The following is a 15,846-nucleotide window of genomic DNA, read 5'->3' on the forward strand; positions in this document are numbered from 1 at the left end:
AGCTGTGGCCCCACCTGATCCCATTCCGAACTCAGAAGTGAAACACAGTATCGCCGATGGTAGTGTGGGGTTTCCCCATGTGAGAGTAGGTCATTTCCAGGCGCCTATTTAGCTTTAACCTCTTCAAGAGAGTAAAGCGAGTCTACTAACCTTTGACACGTTAGCGACTTAAAAGAATTTAGCATTATGCTTCGGCTTTTTGCTAAAGGAGTGGTAGTTCAGTTGGTTAGAATACCGGCCTGTCACGCCGGGGGTCGCGAGTTCGAGTCTCGTCCACTCCGCCAACATTACGATAAGCCCTAGCAGCAATGCTAGGGCTTTTTCGTGTCTGTTTTTTATGCCATGAAAGAGACAATACACGGGCCCGTTGGCTCGCTTTGGTTTATTATTGAGCTGAAATCGTCAGTCTCGGCTGTAGCAAGGCTTCTTTTATGAGAGCTCTCGTCAGTTGGGCCAACATTGCGCGAATTATTATCCGCAAAATTAGTGCTTTTTTGTGTCTGAATTTTTAGATGTAAAAAGAGTGTATAAGTCGATGCTAAATAGTATGCACTGATCACGGTTCTGGTAAGATACTGGCTTGCTGTTAAGCAGTATGTGATGTGATACAAATCAATTCTGTTTGATAGCGGTATAATGAAAATTGCTAATTTAAGGTATTAAGATGAACTGTCGCTTAGGTTGTGGTGCTTGCTGCATTGCGCCTTCTATCACGACTCCAATTCCAGGAATGCCTCAGGGTAAGCTGGCAGGAGTTAGGTGCATTCAGTTGAATGACGGTAATTTGTGTAAGCTTTTTGGTAAACCAGAGAGACCTGCTGTTTGTGGTCAATTTACAGCAACGGAAGATGTTTGTGGCGCTAATGATGAAGAAGCTTTATGGCTTATCAGCTCATTGGAACAAGCAACAAACAGCTAGAAAATTTTGTTAGATAGTCAATTATATGGATTGGTAAGCAATGCAGTTAACTCGTTACACTGATTTTGGATTGAGAACACTGATGTATCTGGCTTTACATCCAGAGCGTGAGTCGCTTTTCCGTATCTCTGAAGTTACAGATGTTTTTGACTTATCAGCCAACCATATCTCTAAAGTTGTGCATCATCTTGGTAAATTAGGCTACTTAAAAACAGTAAGAGGTAAGAGTGGTGGTTTTAAGTTGGCAAAAGCTGCTAACGAAATCAATATAGGTGAAGTGGTTCGCGCTCTTGAAAACTCTTTGTCTCCTATCGATTGCAGTAAGCCATACTGTTTATTTACGCCGGCTTGCAAATTAAAAAGTGTCCTTTCAGAAGCGGTTAATGCTTATTTAGCAGTGCTTGATGGCTATACGTTAGATATGATTGTAAGTAACAATAAAGAGCTTAAGTCGCTACTACCAGACTTGTCTATTCCAATCTTACAGTAGGATCTTTAGTTTCTTTATCCTGTGACGCTACATTGAAAGGTAATAGCTTGGATGCGGGAACGAGGGCAATATTTGCTTCCGCTAAGCGATGAAGGTTATTACTCAAAAAAGCCAACGTTTCAGGGTAGGGGTGAGCAATAATAACGATACTGTCCTGTGTCTCGGTAAGTGTTATCGCCTGTTGAAATTGAAATTCCAACCCGTCATCTGATTTATCATTATCAAGAAAAATAGTCCGCTTTAATAACGGAACTCCCATCTCTTCTGCTATTGCTCCAGCTTGAGTAAATTTGGTTGTTACACTGTCTATAAAATAAATATTCCGCTGTAATAGCGTATCCATTACCCAGTGCATTTGTTCGGTAAGCTGCGTTAACAAGCTGCCCATATGGTTATTAGCACCAATTGCGAATGGTACACTATCGATAGCGTATTCTAGCTGTTGTTTAAAATCTTGCTCTGACATAGCGTTCGTTAAAGCACCAGGCCCAATTGTTTTACCGTTGAGCGCCTGCATTGGCAGGTGCACCAAAATCTCACTACCTTGTTGGTATGCTTGAGTGGCAACGGTTTTGCCTAAAGGCGTTAGTGGCAACACCGACAGGGTAACATTCGATGGCAGCGACAGCACGGCCTTATCAGATTGACGATATCCAATGTCGTCAATGATGATGGCAATCCTTGCGGCAAACACATTCGAACTAAATAATAAAAAGCAAAATAATAAGTAGCGCACTGTATTAGTTATTTTTCTGTTTTGATCCAGGCTATTGCTGAGTTAACGAGTTTATCTTCAGCAATATCACCACGGAGTGAATTTGTATTTATTATAGGCATAGTTTGATCACTTGTTACAATCTCTAATGCCACTTTAATGTCAGGAATAATCCCTTTTTCGTGTATATCTCTGCCATTAGGGGTGGTGTATTTGGCAATGGTGAGCTTAATGGCATTGCCTTCGGTAAGCGTAGGGATAAGGCTTTGAACTGTGCCTTTACCAAAGCTTGTCTGGCCGATGAGCTTAGCTCTGCCATTTTCTTGCAGTGCAGCTGCGAGTACCTCAGATGCAGATGCCGATCCTTTATTGATCAGTACCAACATGGGTACGCTTTTTACCATGGTTTGTGGTGAGGCGTAGTAATCAGAATTAGCGTCAAAGAAACGACCTTCAGTTGCAACAATCCTGCCTTTCTCTAAAAAGATATCTGCGATTTGAATGGCTTGATCGAGTAGACCACCAGGATTATTTCTTAGGTCAAGAATAAGCCCATTTAGGGGTTTTGCTTGCCATAATGCAAGTTGTTTAACCATATCTTGAGTGGAGTTTTCTTGAAAGCTCGACAGTCTTATATAGCCAATTTGGTTATCTAACAGCTGTGCTTCGACAGAGTTGATGGTGATAAGACTAGGACTGATGGTTACGTTATAAGTTGTTTCGGAGTTTGCCCTGATTAGCTCTAAATCAATCGCTTGCTTGTCATAGCTATGTTGTTTAATTTCATTGAGTAAGTTTTCAAGTTTATCTGCGGTAACTAACTGTTGATTAAGCTTTATAACTCTGTCTCCCGGCATAATACCTGCCAGTTCAGCGGGCGACTGAGGGAAAGGAGTGACGATTGTTATTTGATCATTGTCTGTGGCTATCTCTACGCCAAAACCATAATATTCACCGTCATTACTATCTTGGATATTGGCGAATGCTTGTTTATCTAGAAAGCTAGAATAGGGGTCGAGTTTTGCAAAAATACCTTCAATGGCCGCTTCAATGAGTTCTTCTTCGGTGATTTTTGTAACGTAGTAGGTTTCAATTGTATCGATGACATCGAGTAATACGGGATAGTCGATGCGAGTTTTATATTGTTGAGTATGCTCTTGGCCAAATAAAGTGAGTGACAGGCCTAATGCTAAACCCGCGGCGGCAAAACTAAGATTACGGACAACTCCTGACATATTAACCCCTTGTATATGAAAGGGATTCTGTGTCTACCGCTTACAGTACCTCGCCGGATCGACAGCTTGCCCTTTATGCCTTACTTCAAAGTATAGGCCAGACTCGGTCTGTCCACCTGAGCGACCGACCAATGCAATGGCTTCACCTTTGCGAACAGAGTCTCCTGCAGCCTTTAAAAGGGTTTGTGCATGTCCATATAAACTCATATAACCTTTGCCATGATCGACAACTAAAACCATACCAAAACCGCGTAACCAATCAGCATAAATGACTTGCCCGCCAGCAATGGCTTCAATATTCTTCCCTTCAGCGGCTGAAATCGTCACGCCTTTCCATTTCACTTTCCCTGAGCGTTTACTACCAAAACCTGATTTTATTCGGCCTTTAGTGGGCCATTTTAGTTTTCGTTTACTCGATAACCCATCGAACGCTGGGTTGTTTTTCATCGCCAATAGCGCTTGTTCAACCACTCGTTTTAAACTGGCCTCTTCAATTTGTAGCTGTTCTAATTTTGCACCACTGCTGTTAAGCGTTCTTTGTAACTGAGTTAAGGTTTTTTGGCGCTGAGACTGCTCTTGGCTCAAGAGCGTAGCTTGTTGCTGCTGCTCAAGGGCTAACTTATTTAATCGAGTTTGGTTCTCTTTCTGCTGATTTTTTACTTCATCAAGCTCTACGATGGTGCTTTGAAGCTGTTTTATCGAAGCGATACGGGCATTGTTTAAGTATTGATAGTAAGCGAGTAGGCGCTCAATACTGGCTGGAGATTGTTGATTAAGTAGCATTTTACTGTAATCATGATTACCCGCTAAGTAAGCACTAGCAAGTTGATTAGACAGGCTTTTTTGCTGAATATTCTTGAGTTCATCTAACTGAACGTATTTAGCATTAAGCTTAGCCAAAGCCTTATCTATTTTGGTTAAATCTTGTTTGGTTTTATTGACTTTTTTTGCAGCTGCAGCAATAGCTTGCTCATCTTTTTTTAGCAAAGAGATCAAACGTTCTCTCTGTTTATTGGTATTTTTAACGGCTGATTGTTGTTTGTTAATCTGTGTCTGAATCGACTTAAGTTCAGATTGACGACGATCGAGATCAGTCGCATTTACCGATAAGGATAGTGATATAAAGCCAGCAATAATGCTGGCTTTGATAAAAAGTCGAATGTTCATATTACTCTTTGAGTTTAATTATCGCTCGGCCTGTCATCTCTTTAGGCACTTCTCGTCCCATCAAGGTTAACATAGTCGGCGCTAAATCACTCAAACGTCCGCCTTTTTCTATATCCGCATCACGTCCAACATAAATGAGTGGCACAGGTTCACAGGTGTGAGCGGTATGTGCTTGCCCTGTTGACTCATCCGTCATTTGTTCAGCATTACCGTGGTCGGCTGTAATTAAACACTCACCGCCAACCTTGTCTAGCGCTTCAACAACACGCCCTAAACAAGTGTCTACAGCTTCACAGGCTTTGACTGCTGCATCAAAGTTACCTGTGTGGCCAACCATATCGCCGTTCGGGTAATTACAGATAATTACGTCATATTTGGTTGATTCTATTGCGGCAACGAGTTTATCTGTGAGTTCTGTTGAACTCATCTCAGGTTGTAGGTCATAGGTCGCAATTTTTGGTGATTGGATTAAGATGCGATCTTCGCCTTCGAAAGGCTCCTCTTTACCACCGTTAAAGAAGAAAGTGACGTGAGCGTACTTTTCGGTCTCCGAAATACGCAACTGTGTCATGTGCTGATCTTGCAAGGTTTCGCCTAAGGTGTTGACCAGATCGGTCGACGGATAAGCGATGGCAGCATCAATGCTCGCGGCATATTCCGTTAGCATGACAAAGTGTGCTTTAGGTGTCACAGCACGTTCGAAGCCATCAAAGTCAGCATCCACAAAGCTACGAGTGATTTGGCGGGCACGGTCAGCGCGGAAGTTCATGAAAATGAGCGCGTCATTATCTTCTAGCTTGGCAATGTTACCTTCAGCGTCAGGGATTGCAGTGCTACCCACAAACTCGTCATTTTCATCACGAGCGTAAGCGGCTTTAATGCCTTCAACAGCACTTGCTACTTGATGCAAGCCCTTGCCTTCAGTGATCAACTCATAAGCTTGAGATACACGATCCCAGCGGTTGTCTCTATCCATGGCGTAGTAACGACCAATAATGGAAGCTACTTGACCGGTACCTAGGGTTTTAAACATATCTTCGAAATGCGCTAAACCAGCTTCTGCGCTACGAGGCGGAGTATCGCGACCGTCTAAAAAGGCATGTAGATAAACCTTAGTTGCACCGCGTTTAACGGCAAGGCGACACATGGCTTCTATATGATCTTGATGACTATGTACTCCACCTGGCGATAATAGTCCCATGATATGAACGGCACCATTGGCTTTGACAGCCCCATCAACGGCCGCAGTAAGTGTTGGATTAGTATCGAACTCCCCATCATCGATAGCCTTGCCGATACGGGTTAATTCTTGATAGACAATACGGCCAGAACCAATATTGATGTGGCCAACTTCGGAGTTGCCCATTTGGCCATCGGGTAACCCAACATCGATACCTGAACCGGAAATTAAACTGTGTGGATATTGTGCATTAAGCTTGTCGAGAACAGGAGTGTTCGCATGAAAAACAGCATTTTTTTGCGTGTTTTCACGAGAGCCCCATCCATCGAGGATCAGCAATGCCAACGGGCGTTTGTGAGTCGTCATGGTAGTACCTTTAAGTTTGAAAAAATAAGATTAAAATTTTAATTGGTTAAATATTACTACCAATTGGTACTCGGCATAAAGAAATTTACCTAGATTGCGGTTATCGATTTACAAATCGGTGTGATTGAAAGCCAGCTGTCGTGTGCGTTACGTGACTAACATTCTGTATTCTGTCATCGCAATGGTATACTCTGTGCCCTCATTATATTTGGGCCAATTAAAAGTAGGCAGTAAAGCATGCAAGAATATATGGAATTTTTTAAAGCAAACCCGATGTTAAGCTTGGCGTGGGTGGGTTTATTCGTCGGACTTATCGTGATGGTATTTAAGTCTAGCGTATCAAAAGTTAAAAATGTGAATCATCAAGAAGCCACTTTGTTGATGAACAAGCAAGAAGCAACAGTTGTTGATGTACGCGGTAAAGAGGAATTTAAGAAGGGCCATATTGTTGGCGCAATTAACGTTCCGTTAGCTGAGATTAAAAATAATCAGCTTGGTACCCTTGAAAACTCAAAAGCCAGTCCCATAATAATGGTATGCAACGCTGGCATGACTTCGTCTCAAGCGGCCCAACTGATGGTTAAGCACGGGTTTGAAAACGTGAATAATTTGAAAGGTGGTATGGGTGAATGGCAGTCAAGTAATTTGCCTGTTTCAAAAAGCAAAAGATAGAAGTGTCGGTGTAGCCATTGCATTATTGTTAAGTAATTGATTAAAGTGTCACGGCTTAACATTAATGGTTACCGGCAATGAATTGAGGGAATACCCTCCAAAAAGCGTCTGTTGACTAAATAAATCAAATACTGGGACGACCAATTGGGTTATTACCCATGAAGGCATAACCCTGAGACTGGCTCTTTTGAAGTAGCCTCATTAACATTTTTAAGGTAGGAAATCATGGCTGAAGTAGCAAACAAAGAACAAGAGCAAGGTCCACAATTTAACATTCAACGTGTTTACACAAAAGATATCTCTTTTGAAACACCAAACAGCCCAGCTGTTTTCCAGAAAGAGTGGACGCCAGAAGTTAAGCTAGACCTTGATACTCGTAGCAACAAATTGTCTGACGACGTATATGAAGTTGTTCTTTCTCTAACGGTTACAGCTAAGAACGGCGAAGAAACTGCGTTTCTTTGTGAAGTTCAGCAAGCTGGTATCTTCGCAATTACGGGTCTTACTGAGCAGCAACTTGCTCACTCTTTAGGTGCATATTGCCCTAACGTTCTTTTCCCATATGCTCGTGAAGCAATTGGTAGCCTAGTTAGCCGTGGTACTTTCCCACAACTAAACCTTGCTCCAGTTAACTTTGACGCGCTATTCGCTCAGTACGTTCAACAGCGTCAAGCTGCTGCCGCTGATGCGCCTGCAGAAGAAGCAAACGCTTAATCGCATGGAAAATACTGCCGATATTACGGTACTGGGGGCGGGCTCTTATGGCACCGCCCTTGCCATTTCTTTAGCGAATAATGGCCACAGAACCCTGCTTTGGGGACATGACCCTAAGCACATCGAAAACCTGAAGAACGACAAGTGTAATCAAGCGTTCTTACCCGGTATTCCGCTTCCCGATCTTCTTATTCCAGAATCTGATTTAGCAACAGCACTTGCTGCTTCCAACAACGTATTAGTTGTTGTACCTAGTCATGTTTTTGGGGACGTGTTAGCACAAGCTAAGCCGTTTTTACGTAAAGAAGCACGTATTGTATGGGCGACCAAAGGCCTTGAGCCTGAAACTGGTCGGTTGATACAAGATGTGGCGCGTGAAGTACTCGGTGATGATTTCCCACTCGCGGTGTTATCGGGTCCGACTTTTGCTAAAGAGCTTGCTGCAGGAATGCCTACAGCAATATCAATCGCAGGTACAGATCCACAATTTACTAATGATTTAGTTGAATTGTTGCATAGCCCTAAACGTTTACGCGTTTATGCTAACGATGACTTTATCGGCCTCCAATTGGGCGGTGCGGTTAAGAATGTTATCGCGATTGGTGCAGGACTATCAGATGGTATCGGCTTTGGTGCAAATGCGCGTACCGCATTAATCACCCGTGGTTTAGTTGAATTAACACGTCTCGGTGAAGCTATGGGTGCGCAAGCATCAACCTTTATGGGGATGGCAGGTTTAGGCGATTTAGTGTTGACCTGTACCGACAATCAATCTCGTAACCGTCGTTTCGGTTTAGCGCTAGGCAAAGGCTGTGATGTCGAAGCCGCGCAAGTAGAGATTGGTCAAGTTGTTGAAGGTTACCGCAATACTAAAGAAGTTTACACGCTCGCAAAACGTTTAGGCGTTGAAATGCCGATCACTGAGCAGGTTTACCAAGTATTGTATAAAGGGAAATCACCTCATGATGCAGCTAAAGAGCTGTTAGGTCGTGAGAAAAAGTCCGAAACATCGGACGACTAAAGTCTGTCAGTGACTCGCCATATGAGTGCTGACATTCGGTGATGGTATATCGTGAGAGAAGGGTGCTAAAATAGCGCCCTTTTTTGTGTCTAGCGAAAAGTGCTAGTGCAATGCTGTAAATATAGATTGTGTAGGAGTGAGCGAGTGGAACATCATGACGTTATTATTATCGGTGCGGGAGCTGCAGGGCTTATGTGTGCTGCAACCGCGGGCTACCGTGGTCGTGATGTATTAGTACTCGATAACGCGAAACAAGCGGGTAAGAAAATTCTTATCAGCGGTGGCGGGCGTTGTAACTTCACCAATCAAAAAGTCGAACCGGCAAATTTTCTCTGCAGTAATAATCACTTTGTAAAATCTGCACTGGCACGCTATCGCTCTAGTGATTTTATTGAGCTAGTTGAGCGTCATGGTATTGAATATCACGAGCGTGATCATGGCCAGCTGTTTTGTAATGACTCAGCTAAAGAGATTGTTAGCATGTTGCTGACCGAATGCGAATGGGCTGGCGCAGTGATTAAGTTGCGAACTGAAATCCGGCAAGTGAGTAAAAACGCGAATGGTCAGTTCGAAGTGCACACCGATAAATTACAGTACACCTGTGAGTCACTGGTTATCGCCACGGGCGGCTTGTCGATGCCTAAACTGGGTGCATCGCCTTACGGATACCACGTCGCCGAACAGTTTGGGCTAAAGGTGTTACCGACCCACGCAGGGTTAGTGCCTTTTACCTGGCATAGCGACCAGAAACAGCGCTTCGAGCCACTATCGGGCATTGCGGTACCCAGCACGATTACTGCAAAAGATGGTACGCAATTTAGTGAAGCATTACTCTTCACCCATCGCGGCTTATCTGGTCCGGCTATTTTACAGATCTCAAATTATTGGAATCCCGGAGAGGCGATTAGTATTAATTTGCTACCCGGTAAAGATGCCAGAGCTGAGATTGAGCAATTGGTCGATAATAGCCCTAAGCAAAGTCTGCGTAATGCACTTGCACTATGGTTACCAAAACGTTTAGTGGAAGCACTCTTTGAGGAAGCATTACTCAATAAAGCACTGAATCAGTTAGTGCACGCTGAGCGTGAACAGCTGGCAATGGATATCGAAGCGTGGACTATCGTCATGAATGGCACCGAGGGCTACCGTACTGCTGAGGTCACATTGGGCGGCATTGATACTGACGAGCTTTCATCAAAAAACATGCAGTCGAAATCAGTCGAAGGTCTATACTTTATTGGTGAGGTTATGGATGTAAGTGGTTGGTTGGGTGGGTTTAATTTTCAATGGGCCTGGAGTTCAGGAGTTGCTGCGGGACAGGCTGTTTAGTTGTGTGTAGAGACAATAAAGTTAGCCCATAAGAGCGTTTTAAGATGTAGTCCAGAAACAATGTGTGGCAGTGCTTTGTCTACAGTACACATATGGATGGGCTATTGGGAAGAGAATAGAGTGTCAGTAGTTTCTGCTATTGCCATGCCGAAATCACGTTAGCACTAAGCTCGTTCATGGATATCCGTAACGCCTGCAGAACAGAGCCCGCTTTTCTAGGCTGGGACCGTGTTACTGCGATTGTTATGACGAGGACGTACTTACTAACGCTAAAACAGGTTATTGGTCACTTACACCAGTACTTGGCGTGTGTTTGCGATGTAGTGATGGACCTGAGCCTCTGTTTCAGTATCAAGCATCTCTTCTGGTTTACGACCATTCGGGCAGGGCATATTCGATGTTGTGCCAAATACGCGGCAGATCAACGGTCGTTGCTTGTAAACCTTGCAACCTTTAGGGCCCAAATGGACGCAGTTCCACTCTTCTAATGCGGCGTCATGTTCAGCATCCGTTTTCACTGGCAGACACGACATCTCTTCCGAAGACGTGGTTACCGGTCCACAACAATCGTGACAACCTGGCACACATTCGAACGTTGGAATTCGCTCACGCAGACGGGTGACTATCTCTAGGTTATTATTATTCATTCATAGCTAATCTGTTGTGCATTTCTTCCTCATTATAGTCTTATACCTAAGTCACTAAAAGGTTAAGTTTACAGCGCGTAATAGTGCCCTTCTAATAAATGCAGCATCAAGTCTTAATGGTTTAGGTGAGTTCCGCTATTTGTTAATGCACTTAAAGGTCATGACGGCAGCGCTGAAACAGATGGACTCGATGTGACCTCAAGTGCGGTTGGGAGTGGGGTTTGGTCCCAAGGTATGATGGTGGTGCAAGACGGCCGTAATCGTATGCCGGACCAGAATCAAAACTTTAAATGGGTGCCTTGGAGTGAAATTAATCAGACATTGCAGTTAGAAGCTAAGGACTAAGCAAGTCCAATGATTAGCTAGCATCACGGCATGCATAACGTCAAAACGGAAATACTGAATCGAAGATTGATTCAGTATTTTTTTTACTTTTCATCTCTCTCTGCATTTAAAAAACCTTAATCTCAGCTAACGATAAAAAATTGATGAGTATGTTCGACTTTTACTTGCAGACTTGTGCTTTGAGGCATAACGTTAATACGTTGATAATTTGAGCTTTAGCAAGTGCAATACAATAAGGACGGTTAATGTGCGCATACTCATTTTTATATTCGTATTCTTTACTCTCACAGCTTGTGATAGTGGCGTAAAACATGTCGCATTGGGGAGCTTAGAGCGAGAACGGATCGCCCATACTGCGACCATTAATGAAGTTGTTGTCAGCCTACCTGTCGCACAAGGGAGTATGGTTAGCAAAGGTGAAGTGCTAGTTCAATTAGATGATACTTTTCAAAAATCACAGGTGTTAAAGGCACTGGCTGATGTTGATCAAGCGGTTGCTAACTACGATAAATTACGCAAAGGTGCCCGTGAAGAAGAGATAGCCGCTGCCAGCGCGAATGTTGCAGGCGCAAAGGCAACGCTACTCGAAAGTGAAGCCAATTACCGCCGTATGCAAAGCATGGTAAAAAACAATTTAGCCAGCAAGGCAAATCTTGATCGCGCCCTTGCGAGTCGTGATTCTGGTATCGCGAATCTAGAAAATACCCAAGAGCAATTGCGAGAATTAACCTCCGGCACCAGAGAGGAAGACGTTCGGTTTGCCAAGGCTAACCTCGACGCCGCCAAAGCGGTGTTAGCAGGAGAGAAGAAGCAGTTAGCTGATTTAACGATCCGCGCGACACGAGACGGTATTTTAGATAATTTACCGTGGAATTTGGGTGAGCGTGTGACGCAAGGTAGCCCCCTCGCCATATTGCTTGCGGGAAAAGCACCTTTTGCCAGGGTTTATATACCTGAGCCTTACCGGGTGAAAGTGAAGATTAACGATAATATGCTGGTGCATGTTGATGGAGTCGACGAGCCCATCATGGGGCACGTTCGCTGGATTTCAAATGAACCCGCGTTTACGCCCTATTACGCGCTTAACCAAGAGGAACGAGCGAGGTTAATGTACCTTGCTGAGGTACAACTACCCGATACTGCCGCCTCTTTACCGAGTGGGGTGCCTGCACAAGTGGAGTTGCCATGAGTGACACTGTGATTAGGGCCACCCAGTTATGTCGTCATTTTGGTAGCCTTAAAGCAATTCAAAACCTTAATTTTGAGGTTGAAAGAGGGCAGATCTATGGTTTTTTAGGGCCAAATGGATGTGGCAAAACTACTGCCATTCGCATGCTGACGGGACTCTTGTTACCCACTTCTGGAGAGGTTGAGGTGCTCGGGCTAACACTGCCCAGAGACGCTGAAAAGTTACGTTTAAAAATGGGTTACATGACGCAAAAATTCTCTTTGTACGATGATTTAACCGTAAAAGAGAATCTGCAATTCATTGCCAAAATATATGGCTTATCCCGCCATGAGCAGCGTTCTCGAATTAATGAGTTGCTAAGTACCTATGGGCTCGACCAACGTGCGGGTCAGTTAGCGGGCAGCATGAGCGGCGGCCAGAAGCAGCGCTTGGGGCTTGCAGCTGCAACCATACATAAACCTGAATTACTGTTTCTAGATGAGCCAACATCAGCCGTTGATCCAGAAAATCGACGAGACTTTTGGGAAAAGCTATTCGACTTAAGTGATCAAGGCACCAGCATTATTGTCTCTACCCATTATATGGATGAAGCGGAACGGTGCCATAAATTGGCAATATTGGAAACGGGAATAAAGCGCGCAGACGGTTCTCCCGATGAACTTATGCGGAACATGGGAGCACATGTCGTTGAGGTTGAATCCAATAACTTGCGTCAGCTTAAACAGCAACTCACCGCGTTACCAGAGGTGATCACCGCCGCGCAATTAGGTTCACGTTTACGGGTATTGGTGAGCGACAGTTGCATTGATCCTATCGTATTTTTGGCACAGCATGAATCACTGGATAAACAGCAGTTACATATTGTTAGGCCAAGCCTTGAAGATGTGTTTGTTACCTGTACCGGTAAGGGGCGACAATGAAAGCACTGTATCGGATCCAAGCCATTGTCAGTAAAGAGTTAATCCAGCTAAAGCGCGATAGAATGACCTTTGGCATGGTGATAATGATCCCGCTTATTCAATTAATGCTATTTGGTTTTGCTATCAATACCAATATTCGAGATATACCCGTTGGTGTCATCGATCAAAGCCAAACAGCATTGAGTCGAGTGTTGGTACAGACTGTGCGGGCGACTCAAGTGGTGAAGTTTACCCAACATTTCTACGATATTGAATCTGCTAATGCCGCCATCGCTAGGGGAGAAGTGAGAGCTGTGTTAGTGATTCCCGAAGATGTGGCTCAGCGGTTGGTACGCCATCAGGCTGTTGGCTTAGGGAGTCCACCCTCGACTGATGAGGAGACAAGTCGCCCTGTTGCACAGTGGATTGTAGATGGCTCCGATACTATGATCGCAGCGGCAATTAAAGGGTTACGCAATATGCCGTTAACTGAATTGTTGCGCTTGCCGAGTAATCGTTCAACGCCGACGTTTGAGGTGGCGCTGTTTTATAACCCAGAGCAGCGCACCGTGGTTAATATTGTTCCGGGTTTGGTCGGCGTAATCCTAACCATGACCATGATAATGTTTACCTCTGCAGCAATCGTGCGCGAACGAGAACGGGGCAACTTAGAGATGCTCATTACCACTCCCATTCGTTCAATGGAGTTAATGCTAGGCAAAATCATCCCTTATATGTTTATCGGAATGCTGCAAGTTACGATTATTTTAGGGATAGGTTACAGCCTGTTTAATGTGCCTATCAATGGTAGCTTAGCGCAGCTTTTTGGCGCTACACTCTTGTTTATTATGGCAAGTTTAACATTGGGGTTAGTCATTTCTACGATAGCAAAGAACCAGCTTCAATCAATGCAGATGACCATATTTGTATTATTACCCTCTATTTTGTTATCTGGCTTTATGTTCCCTTACGAAGGCATGCCAATTGAGGCGCAGTATATTGCTGAGGCATTACCAGCAACGCATTTTATGCGCTTAGTACGTGGGGTAATATTACGAGATGTGGACATTATTGACATGTCTTATGATGTGAGTTGGTTAGCCATTTTTACGGTGATAGGCTTAATTATTGCTTCACTTCGATTTAAAAAGAACCTGGAGTAGTTTTATTGCTCGTTAATATATTGATGAGTGTGACATAAACATTAAGTGTTTTTTACATCTAGGTATGCGGATAATATTTTAATGATGACTTAATCTATGATGGGTATGCTGTAGCGTAATTGTTGAAATAAACCGCTATGTTAATACCGCTTCAATCGTTAATAATTGAAGCGGTATAGGATTAATTATAACCAAGGATATAACTCGGTGTTTCATCCTCCAGTTCTTCAGTGTATGACTGGCTTTCCAGCAGTGTAGACTCCTCATTAGCTGTTTTTGACTGTTCAAATTCACCCTGTTTATATTTATTAATGACATATTTTTCCATTACAACTTCCTTTAATTTAACTAGCGCTCCCTTTATATATAGTTTAAATATTTGGCATTGAAAGCTTACTTGCTAATTAATTTATGATTTACTAATTTAAAATACTCATATTGGGTAAGCTTACCGTTCTGCCGACGGTATATTTAGACTGAAATAACCTCGAAATACAGCAATGAGCGGGTTGAAGTAGAACGGGTATATACCCTATGGATTTATATGAAAGTTCTTTTTGTTTTAGTTTTTATTTTATTATTAAATGCCTGTTCTAGCGAACCTAGTCGTGACATAAGCAGCACAAACAATTCAAAAGTAACGGTAGCGTTAGATAATGCTGCCGCAGTAAAAATACAATTAATGCAATTACATAGTGAATGGAAAGGTACGCCTTATCGTTTCGGTGGTATGAGTAAACGTGGCATTGATTGCTCTGGGTTTGTGGCGTTAGGATTTAAAGATAAGTTTGGCATCACCTTGCCTCGAACCACTGATGAACAAAGGAGCATCGGCCAAAGTGTGAGCAAAAGTCAGCTCAGAGAGGGCGATTTAGTTTTTTTCAAAACAGGCTGGAGCACCCGTCACGTTGGTATCTACATTGGGAACCATCAGTTCTTACATGCTTCGACGAGCCAAGGTGTGATGATCTCTAGTTTGAACAATAGCTATTGGAAGCAAAAGTATTGGTTAGCAAGAAGACTCTAACGGCTTGGTGTTTTTTTAGTTGGTCTACCGCATATATTGGATATTTATCAAATCTAGCTAGTTAACTTTATGCTACTTTATACGGCATCAACAGTTTTGACATTCGATGGCAGTTAGCCGCGAGTGATCTCGGAATAGATTAAAGTGAAAGGATAAAACAATGAGCAAAGCAAAAATTGGTATTGTTACGGTAAGTGACCGTGCTAGCGCTGGTGTCTACGAAGATCTTTCCGGTAAGGCGATTATCGATGTGCTAAACGAGTACCTTACATCAGAGTGGGAGCCTGTTTATAAGGTGATCCCTGACGAAACTGATGTGATTGAAGCCACGCTAATTGATATGGCTGATGTGCAGAACTGCAGTTTGATTGTCACCACTGGCGGCACGGGTCCAGCAAAGCGCGATGTGACGCCTGAAGCGACAGAAGCGGTATGTGATCGTATGATGCCTGGCTTTGGTGAGTTGATGCGTGCTGAGTCACTTAAGTTTGTCGCAACGGCCATTTTGTCTCGTCAAACAGCGGGCCTTCGTGGTGACTCATTAATTGTTAACTTGCCAGGCAAGCCAAAATCAATTCGTGAGTGCCTTGATGCTGTATTCCCTGCAATCCCATACTGTATTGATCTTATGGATGGTCCATTTTTAGAGTGTGACGAAGCGGTTATTAAGCCTTTTAGACCTAAAGCAAAGTAGTACTTACTCGCTTTATTGAATGCAAAGGCCCGAATATACTCGGGCTTTTTTGTGTCTGGAACACTTATGCCAAA

At 43.5% G+C, this 15,846-nt stretch carries 17 protein-coding genes, 1 tRNA gene, 1 rRNA gene and 1 pseudogene; 14 read left to right on the forward strand and 6 right to left on the reverse strand.

The features are described from left to right. The 4 genes from rrf to L2729_RS15390 form a co-directional block, all read left to right on the forward strand. Positions 1–102: ribosomal RNA gene (rrf, locus tag L2729_RS15375) — 5S ribosomal RNA — on the forward strand; the annotation flags it as partial. A 105-nt stretch (positions 103–207) separates the two neighbouring features. Beyond that, positions 208–284: transfer RNA gene (locus tag L2729_RS15380), tRNA-Asp, on the forward strand. 380 nt (positions 285–664) lie between these two features. Next, positions 665–919: a YkgJ family cysteine cluster protein gene (locus tag L2729_RS15385; RefSeq protein ID WP_102039077.1), complete on the forward strand. Its 255-nt coding sequence runs from the start codon at positions 665–667 to the stop codon at positions 917–919. A 40-nt stretch (positions 920–959) separates the two neighbouring features. Further along, positions 960–1,409 (forward strand): Rrf2 family transcriptional regulator, encoded by a 450-nt coding sequence (locus L2729_RS15390; RefSeq protein ID WP_101092009.1) that lies wholly within the window; start codon positions 960–962, stop codon positions 1,407–1,409. Here L2729_RS15390 and L2729_RS15395 read toward each other — a convergent pair. From L2729_RS15395 to gpmM, 4 genes are read right to left on the reverse strand one after another with little or no spacing between them, the layout of a single operon-like run. Continuing rightward, a complete protein-coding gene (locus tag L2729_RS15395) occupies positions 1,390–2,145 on the reverse strand; it encodes a divergent polysaccharide deacetylase family protein (protein ID WP_248989063.1) in 756 nt (251 codons plus the stop codon). The genes L2729_RS15390 and L2729_RS15395 overlap by 20 nt on opposite strands. 8 nt (positions 2,146–2,153) lie before the next feature. After that, positions 2,154–3,359 carry a S41 family peptidase gene (locus L2729_RS15400; RefSeq protein ID WP_248989064.1) on the reverse strand — a complete coding sequence of 402 codons (1,206 nt, stop codon included), beginning with the start codon at positions 3,357–3,359 and terminating at the stop codon, positions 2,154–2,156. Between the two features lie 33 nt (positions 3,360–3,392). Beyond that, complete coding sequence (locus L2729_RS15405; RefSeq protein ID WP_248989065.1) at positions 3,393–4,526, reverse strand: murein hydrolase activator EnvC family protein; 1,134 nt, start codon at positions 4,524–4,526, stop codon at positions 3,393–3,395. Between the two features lies 1 nt (position 4,527). Further along, entirely contained in the window at positions 4,528–6,072 is a 1,545-nt protein-coding gene (gpmM, locus tag L2729_RS15410; RefSeq protein WP_248989066.1) for a 2,3-bisphosphoglycerate-independent phosphoglycerate mutase, read from the reverse strand. A 237-nt stretch (positions 6,073–6,309) separates the two neighbouring features. Here gpmM and L2729_RS15415 point away from each other — a divergent pair, with 237 nt between their 5' ends. The 4 genes from L2729_RS15415 to L2729_RS15430 all read left to right on the forward strand — a co-directional run bounded on the left by L2729_RS15415 (position 6,310) and on the right by L2729_RS15430 (position 9,808). Then, positions 6,310–6,744: a rhodanese-like domain-containing protein gene (locus L2729_RS15415; protein WP_101092004.1), complete on the forward strand. Its 435-nt coding sequence runs from the start codon at positions 6,310–6,312 to the stop codon at positions 6,742–6,744. Between the two features lie 225 nt (positions 6,745–6,969). Beyond that, positions 6,970–7,458, forward strand: coding sequence for a protein-export chaperone SecB (gene secB, locus L2729_RS15420; protein ID WP_101092003.1), 489 nt, complete (start codon positions 6,970–6,972; stop codon positions 7,456–7,458). 4 nt (positions 7,459–7,462) lie between these two features. After that, positions 7,463–8,479 (forward strand): NAD(P)H-dependent glycerol-3-phosphate dehydrogenase, encoded by a 1,017-nt coding sequence (gpsA, locus tag L2729_RS15425; RefSeq protein ID WP_248989146.1) that lies wholly within the window; start codon positions 7,463–7,465, stop codon positions 8,477–8,479. Between the two features lie 144 nt (positions 8,480–8,623). Next, a complete protein-coding gene (locus L2729_RS15430) occupies positions 8,624–9,808 on the forward strand; it encodes a BaiN/RdsA family NAD(P)/FAD-dependent oxidoreductase (protein ID WP_248989067.1) in 1,185 nt (394 codons plus the stop codon). A 290-nt stretch (positions 9,809–10,098) separates the two neighbouring features. Here the strand turns inward: L2729_RS15430 and L2729_RS15435 are convergent, their stop codons facing one another. Further along, positions 10,099–10,455, reverse strand: a complete 357-nt coding sequence (locus L2729_RS15435) for a YkgJ family cysteine cluster protein (RefSeq protein WP_248989068.1) — start codon at positions 10,453–10,455, stop codon at positions 10,099–10,101. A 165-nt stretch (positions 10,456–10,620) separates the two neighbouring features. Here L2729_RS15435 and L2729_RS15440 point away from each other — a divergent pair. From L2729_RS15440 to L2729_RS15455, 4 genes and pseudogenes are all read left to right on the forward strand, one after another. Next, positions 10,621–10,800: pseudogene (locus L2729_RS15440) on the forward strand (phytase); the annotation flags it as partial. Positions 10,801–11,047: 247 nt separating this feature from the next. Continuing rightward, positions 11,048–11,989, forward strand: a complete 942-nt coding sequence (locus tag L2729_RS15445) for an HlyD family secretion protein (RefSeq protein WP_248989070.1) — start codon at positions 11,048–11,050, stop codon at positions 11,987–11,989. After that, on the forward strand, positions 11,986–12,909 hold the full coding sequence (locus tag L2729_RS15450; RefSeq protein ID WP_248989071.1) for an ABC transporter ATP-binding protein: 924 nt from the start codon (positions 11,986–11,988) through the stop codon (positions 12,907–12,909). Before L2729_RS15445 ends, L2729_RS15450 begins: the two co-directional genes overlap by 4 nt. Then, positions 12,906–14,051 (forward strand): ABC transporter permease, encoded by a 1,146-nt coding sequence (locus L2729_RS15455; protein WP_248989072.1) that lies wholly within the window; start codon positions 12,906–12,908, stop codon positions 14,049–14,051. The genes L2729_RS15450 and L2729_RS15455 overlap by 4 nt, the downstream gene beginning before the upstream one ends. A 181-nt stretch (positions 14,052–14,232) precedes the next feature. Here L2729_RS15455 and L2729_RS15460 read toward each other — a convergent pair whose 3' ends face one another. Beyond that, the gene (locus tag L2729_RS15460; protein ID WP_157822927.1) at positions 14,233–14,379 is read right to left on the reverse strand and encodes a hypothetical protein; all 147 of its coding nucleotides are present in this window, start codon (positions 14,377–14,379) and stop codon (positions 14,233–14,235) included. Between the two features lie 216 nt (positions 14,380–14,595). Here L2729_RS15460 and L2729_RS15465 point away from each other — a divergent pair, with 216 nt between their 5' ends. Then, positions 14,596–15,078: an NlpC/P60 family protein gene (locus L2729_RS15465; protein WP_248989073.1), complete on the forward strand. Its 483-nt coding sequence runs from the start codon at positions 14,596–14,598 to the stop codon at positions 15,076–15,078. A 160-nt stretch (positions 15,079–15,238) separates the two neighbouring features. Then, entirely contained in the window at positions 15,239–15,772 is a 534-nt protein-coding gene (gene mog, locus L2729_RS15470) for a molybdopterin adenylyltransferase (protein ID WP_248989074.1), read from the forward strand. Positions 15,773–15,846: the final 74 nt, after the last annotated feature.

This window comes from Shewanella gelidimarina (genome assembly GCF_023283945.1).
Classification (GTDB): Bacteria; Pseudomonadota; Gammaproteobacteria; order Enterobacterales; family Shewanellaceae; genus Shewanella; species Shewanella gelidimarina.

Excerpts from the sequence above, each read along its gene's own strand:
- L2729_RS15385 (WP_102039077.1), top strand. The coding sequence starts at position 665 with ATGAACTGTCGCTTAGGTTGTGGTGCTTGCTGCATTGCGCCTTCTATC.
- L2729_RS15390 (WP_101092009.1), top strand. The coding sequence starts at position 960 with ATGCAGTTAACTCGTTACACTGATTTTGGATTGAGAACACTGATGTAT.
- L2729_RS15400 (WP_248989064.1), bottom strand. The coding sequence starts at position 3,359 with ATGTCAGGAGTTGTCCGTAATCTTAGTTTTGCCGCCGCGGGTTTAGCA.
- L2729_RS15405 (WP_248989065.1), bottom strand. The coding sequence starts at position 4,526 with ATGAACATTCGACTTTTTATCAAAGCCAGCATTATTGCTGGCTTTATA.
- gpmM (WP_248989066.1), bottom strand. The coding sequence starts at position 6,072 with ATGACGACTCACAAACGCCCGTTGGCATTGCTGATCCTCGATGGATGG.
- L2729_RS15415 (WP_101092004.1), top strand. The coding sequence starts at position 6,310 with ATGCAAGAATATATGGAATTTTTTAAAGCAAACCCGATGTTAAGCTTG.
- secB (WP_101092003.1), top strand. The coding sequence starts at position 6,970 with ATGGCTGAAGTAGCAAACAAAGAACAAGAGCAAGGTCCACAATTTAAC.
- gpsA (WP_248989146.1), top strand. The coding sequence starts at position 7,463 with ATGGAAAATACTGCCGATATTACGGTACTGGGGGCGGGCTCTTATGGC.
- L2729_RS15435 (WP_248989068.1), bottom strand. The coding sequence starts at position 10,455 with ATGAATAATAATAACCTAGAGATAGTCACCCGTCTGCGTGAGCGAATT.
- L2729_RS15450 (WP_248989071.1), top strand. The coding sequence starts at position 11,986 with ATGAGTGACACTGTGATTAGGGCCACCCAGTTATGTCGTCATTTTGGT.
- L2729_RS15455 (WP_248989072.1), top strand. The coding sequence starts at position 12,906 with ATGAAAGCACTGTATCGGATCCAAGCCATTGTCAGTAAAGAGTTAATC.
- L2729_RS15460 (WP_157822927.1), bottom strand. The coding sequence starts at position 14,379 with ATGGAAAAATATGTCATTAATAAATATAAACAGGGTGAATTTGAACAG.
- L2729_RS15465 (WP_248989073.1), top strand. The coding sequence starts at position 14,596 with ATGAAAGTTCTTTTTGTTTTAGTTTTTATTTTATTATTAAATGCCTGT.
- mog (WP_248989074.1), top strand. The coding sequence starts at position 15,239 with ATGAGCAAAGCAAAAATTGGTATTGTTACGGTAAGTGACCGTGCTAGC.